This is a genomic window from Flavobacterium sp. 9AF, assembly GCF_902506265.1.
In the GTDB taxonomy this organism is placed as follows: domain Bacteria; phylum Bacteroidota; class Bacteroidia; order Flavobacteriales; family Flavobacteriaceae; genus Flavobacterium.
In genome coordinates, this window is sequence record NZ_LR733566.1 from 1 (window position 1) to 4,863 (window position 4,863).

A 4,863-nucleotide genomic window follows, 5' to 3' on the forward strand; every position below is an offset into this window, starting at 1 on the left:
TCATAAGGATTTTTTCAATTTTATTGGCATCTTTATATTCTGGAGTTAATCCAAATCGAGACACTACTCGTAAAACATGTAAGTCAACTATAATTCCTTCTGGCTTTTGATGGGTTTCTCTCAAGATGACATTAGCTGATTTTCGACCAATACCTCTTAATTTTATCAGCTCATCTAGTCTTTTAGGAATAGTTTTGTCTTTTAAAACACTAGCGGTCTCTAAAATCCAGTTGATTTTATTGGGATAATTCTTTACACTTGAGAAATAAAGTACGAGATCGCTAAACGTCATCTTAGATAGACTTTGGAAGTCGGGATGTATTTTGAAAGCGAATATGGGGACACAATTTATATATTTACTAAATTAATTGTATAAAAAAAGAGGCCTATTTTGCCTCTGTTATGGTTATTTGGATTAATTCTTTTTTTACTTTACTGCTTCAACTTTATACCCTTTTTTTCTAAGTAATTTTATTACACCATCTTCACCTGCTAAATGAGCTGCTCCAACAGCAAAAAAAGTAGGTTTTGATTTAGAAACTTTTTCAATTACAGGTATCCAATTCTTATTTCTCTGAATTATTAAATCATTTTCATATTCAGTAAACATTTTATTTTCTGTTTCCTTTGACATAGTTAACATTTCTTCAATGTTTTCGTTTTTATATACTGAAATCATTTTTGACATTTCCTCTTTATCTGAAACTAAATTATCATTTGAAGCTTTTAAGAGTTCTTCTACTTGTGTTTTGTAGGGTATTTTATCAAAAACGTTCATCTGGTCTTCAATAGTTTCTAAACCATAAATTTCTTCATTTTGCTCCTTAGAAATTTTCATAAGTTCCATATCAACTGCTTTTAGAGGACAATCTAATAGTTTTGGTAAATACATCGAACTAATCATAAAGGGTTTGAATGTATCCATCATTTGTAAAGAAAAACCAATATTATCTTTTAAAAAGGTATCTAATTTTTTTGCTTCTTCTTTAGTTATTAATGAACTAATTGTTACCCCATCATTCATCATGATTTTGCGCATCATTGTAGTTTGTAAATTAGGATCATCAATGTCAATCTCAAGATAGAGCTGCGAAGTATCATCAAATGCTTTTAAAACAGCATCATTTATATTGGTTTCACATACGGCATGCATGGTTCCATATAAATAGGATGGTTTTTGAATGCCATTACCAGAGATTTTCCATAATAGACTATTTTCCAATTTTTGAGCATTGGCTAAATAACTAAAAATCATAAGGGCAAATACTACTGAAAATTTGACTACATCAACAATAATTCGTATCATATATATTTATAAATCTAATTTTTCTAATTCTTTATAATTTTTATTCAATCGCTTTAATAAAATACCGTATAATAATTTATAAAATAACCAAATAAGAGTAATAATAATTGTTACACAAACGATATATACAGCAAATAAAACGGTATAAAACACGTTTGGATTTACATCTTGCGTCGCTTTATTTATTATTTCATTTAGATTAGGATCATATTTAAACTGAAAAGTAAAAATTAAAATAAATGACACAAAAGACATCATCAAATTATACCAAACATAATACTTAACCGTTTTTCTGGTTTTTAAAATAGTTTGCATTAATTTTTTTACAGTTTCAGTGGTATTAATATTTTTGAAATTTTTATAAAATAAGTAGATGAAAAATACCATGATACCATAATTAATAATAGTAATTATTGGAATTATTTTATTAAGATGATAAATCTCTAAGGTTTTTAAATAGCTTTCATCAGTAGTTAAAAAACTTAAGCTTAACCAAAGTATAATTTCTAAAATGCTGATAATTAATATCCACTTTACAATAGAAGAGGACCTTTTATGTAGCATTCTATAAATATCGCTTTCTGAAAGTTGGTTAAAAGAATGTTCTCTTTTTTTCCAATCTTTTTTTAATATTTCTAATTCATCCATCAATTACGGATTTAATATTTTTTTTAATTTTCCTTTTACTCTGTTCATTTTTACTCTTGCATTCACTTCACTAATACCAAGAGTTTCAGAAATTTCAGCATAATCTTTATCTTCAAGATACAAGAATATTAATGCTTTTTCAATATCATTTAATTCACTAATAGCACTATAAAGAAGTTTTAATTGTTCTTCTTCTTCATAATTGTATTCTTCTTGTCTAACTTTATGAAAACTACTATCAAATTCAATAGTGCTAACTGTTTTTTTCTTCTTTCTATATAAAGTAATAGCAGTATTCAAACCAACTCGATACGCCCATGTTGTAAATTTTGAGTCTCCTCTAAATTTAGGAAATGCTTTCCATAATTGAATCGTAATTTCCTGAAACAAATCATTATGCGCATCCTCATCAGTAGTATATAACCGACAAATTTTGTGGATTATATTCTGATTTTCCTGCAACTGTTTTACAAAAATTTCTTCCGATGTTGGATTCATAGAACTATAAGTAGCCATTTCCTGCTATTCGTTACAATTTTTTGAAATCATTTTGTATTTTTTCTAATAAGCACAAGAACTTCCTAAGGTCGTTTTGTCCTTTTAACAAAAATAAGAAAAGGATTTCAAAAAGATTTTCACTACTATCAGGGCTTGGATTTCAATGTCAATATCAAAAATCAATGTCAACATCAAAACATTTCTAATTTCAAAGATTTCTTAAATTTTTTTAATGTCTATGTTCCAAGAAAAAAACCAACTTCAACTTCAATTTCAATCACAAAAGCAATTTTAAAGATTTCTCAAATTTCTTTAATCCGTGTTCCAAAAAAAAAATCTATTTCAAAAATCAAATCGTTTAAAATTACGATATTGACACATTATAAAAATGCCACATTAATTTACTATCTTTGAAGGACAAAATGGATCTTAAAAAATGAATATACCTCGTAGTAGTTTTCCTAGAATTGTAATTATAGGAGGAGGATTTGCAGGCATCGCTTTAGCCAAAAAACTAAGAAATAAAAAAGTGCAAGTGGTATTATTAGACAAACACAATTACCACAATTTCCAACCTTTAATGTATCAAGTAGCCACAGGCGGTTTAGAACCCGATTCTATTGCGTATCCTATTCGTAAAGTGGTGCAAGAACACAAAGATTTTTACTTTCGTTTAGCCGACGTAAAAGAAATTGATTCCAATAATAATAAAATTATAGCCGATATAGGTGAATTAAAATACGATTACTTGGTACTTGCTACGGGTTCAAAAACAAACTTTTTTGGTAACAAAGAAATGGAACGCAATTGCATGGCCATGAAAACCATTCCGCAATCGTTAAATATTCGTAGTCTTATTTTAGAAAACTTTGAACAAGCATTACTAACAAATGATATTGATGAAAGACATAGTTTAATGAACTTTGTTTTAGTGGGTGGTGGACCAACAGGAGTAGAGCTTGCTGGTGCTTTAGCAGAAATGAAAAAAGCCATTTTACCCAAAGATTATCCTGATTTAGACATTCGAAAAATGGAAATCAATCTTATTCAAAGTGGAGATCGCATTTTAAATACCATGAGTGAAAATGCTTCTCAAAAAGCTGAAGAGTTCTTAATTAAGTTGGGGGTAAGTGTCTGGAAAAATGTTCGTGTGACAGGTTACGACGGTAGAATGGTTACCACAAGTTCCGATTTATCATTTGATAGTGCTACTGTAATTTGGACTGCTGGCGTACAAGGTGCTTTGGTTAACGGTCTTAATGTACATTCTTTAATTGCTAGAGCTGATCGCGTTAAAGTTAATGCGTACAATCAAGTAGAAGGTTATGATAATATTTTTGCGATAGGTGATATTGCTTCCATGTCTTTAGAAGAGTATCCTCAAGGGCATCCTATGATGGCACAACCTGCCATTCAGCAAGGCAAACATTTATCTGATAATTTAGCACGTTTGTTAGAGAAAAAGGAAATGAAACCTTTTGTATATAAAGACAAAGGCTCCATGGCAACTATTGGTCGTAATAAAGCGGTTGTCGATTTACCACATTATCATTTTTCGGGTGTTTTTGCTTGGTTTGTTTGGATGTTTGTACACCTTTTTTCTCTAATTGGTTTTAAGAATAAAGCGGTAGTCTTTTTAAATTGGGTGTATAATTATATTCGTTTTGACAGAGAAGCCCGATTGATTATTAGACCTTATAAAAAGAAACAAATAGCCACTTTTACTACTGATGAGATTTAGTTCATTTAATAAAAAACAGATGAAATTTAAAAGTATATTTTTTACTATTGGTTTAATGCTATTACTTTCTTGTAAAGAAAAGAATATTAATCAGAATGCAATTTCTCAAGGAATATATGTAGAAAATAAGGAAGATACTATTGTTTCATCAAACAACAGTATTGTTACAGAAGATAAAAGTTTAATAGAGTTGTTAAAAGAGGGTATTTCTAATTCAAACCTCTATACTGTACTAGAGCCATTTAAACCGATAAAAAGTAATATTGAATTAAAAGAAACCAATCAACAAACCCTTAGTAGGTTCCATTTTGCAAAAGATGAGAAAACCAACAATTATTTTGAAGTTATTGACTATTATGGAATTTATCAAGTTTACCAAATCGATAATATAGAAGCAAATAGTAAGCACTTGTTTGTTTTTAGATCAGAAGGTTCTTTGCGAGACCCTTATTTAGATTGCTTTATTTATGATAGTCAGAAAAAAGAATATTATTTAAAATGGCAATTTAACAGAGACATAGACATCATTTTGTTTAAAAATAAATATGAATTTTTATCTGTATCTAGAGATTTTGAAAATTGGAAATTGAAAGGAATCACTTTCTTTACTTTTAAAAATAAGTATTTGCATGAAGGTAAAAGTATTGCAATAAATTATTCTAATTATACT

6 protein-coding genes are annotated in these 4,863 nt (G+C 28.6%); 2 read left to right on the forward strand and 4 right to left on the reverse strand.

What is annotated here, in order from left to right:
* From nth to HALO113_RS14860, 4 genes are all read right to left on the reverse strand, one after another.
* The coding region (gene nth, locus HALO113_RS14845; protein ID WP_370519390.1) for an endonuclease III at nucleotides 1-292 on the reverse strand (292 nt) is incomplete at its 3' end.
* A 135-nt stretch (nucleotides 293-427) separates the two neighbouring features.
* On the reverse strand, nucleotides 428-1,306 hold the full coding sequence (locus tag HALO113_RS14850) for a TraB/GumN family protein (RefSeq protein WP_159779876.1): 879 nt from the start codon (nucleotides 1,304-1,306) through the stop codon (nucleotides 428-430).
* A gap of 6 nt (nucleotides 1,307-1,312) precedes the next feature.
* Nucleotides 1,313-1,954: a hypothetical protein gene (locus HALO113_RS14855; protein WP_159779877.1), complete on the reverse strand. Its 642-nt coding sequence runs from the start codon at nucleotides 1,952-1,954 to the stop codon at nucleotides 1,313-1,315.
* Nucleotides 1,955-1,957: 3 nt separating this feature from the next.
* Nucleotides 1,958-2,452 (reverse strand): RNA polymerase sigma factor, encoded by a 495-nt coding sequence (locus tag HALO113_RS14860; protein WP_159779880.1) that lies wholly within the window; start codon nucleotides 2,450-2,452, stop codon nucleotides 1,958-1,960.
* 436 nt (nucleotides 2,453-2,888) lie between these two features.
* Between HALO113_RS14860 and HALO113_RS14865 the strand changes: the two genes are divergently transcribed.
* Both HALO113_RS14865 and HALO113_RS14870 read left to right on the forward strand, forming a co-directional pair.
* A complete protein-coding gene (locus tag HALO113_RS14865) occupies nucleotides 2,889-4,193 on the forward strand; it encodes an NAD(P)/FAD-dependent oxidoreductase (RefSeq protein ID WP_159779878.1) in 1,305 nt (434 codons plus the stop codon).
* Nucleotides 4,194-4,212: 19 nt separating this feature from the next.
* Nucleotides 4,213-4,863 (forward strand): hypothetical protein (locus tag HALO113_RS14870; protein ID WP_159779879.1); only part of this gene is annotated, 651 nt, incomplete at its 3' end.

What these genes read in the sequence shown, in the direction of transcription:
- HALO113_RS14850 (WP_159779876.1), bottom strand. Translation starts at nt 1,306, where the DNA reads ATGATACGAATTATTGTTGATGTAGTCAAATTTTCAGTAGTATTTGCC.
- HALO113_RS14865 (WP_159779878.1), top strand. Translation starts at nt 2,889, where the DNA reads ATGAATATACCTCGTAGTAGTTTTCCTAGAATTGTAATTATAGGAGGA.
- HALO113_RS14860 (WP_159779880.1), bottom strand. Translation starts at nt 2,452, where the DNA reads ATGAATCCAACATCGGAAGAAATTTTTGTAAAACAGTTGCAGGAAAAT.
- HALO113_RS14855 (WP_159779877.1), bottom strand. Translation starts at nt 1,954, where the DNA reads ATGGATGAATTAGAAATATTAAAAAAAGATTGGAAAAAAAGAGAACAT.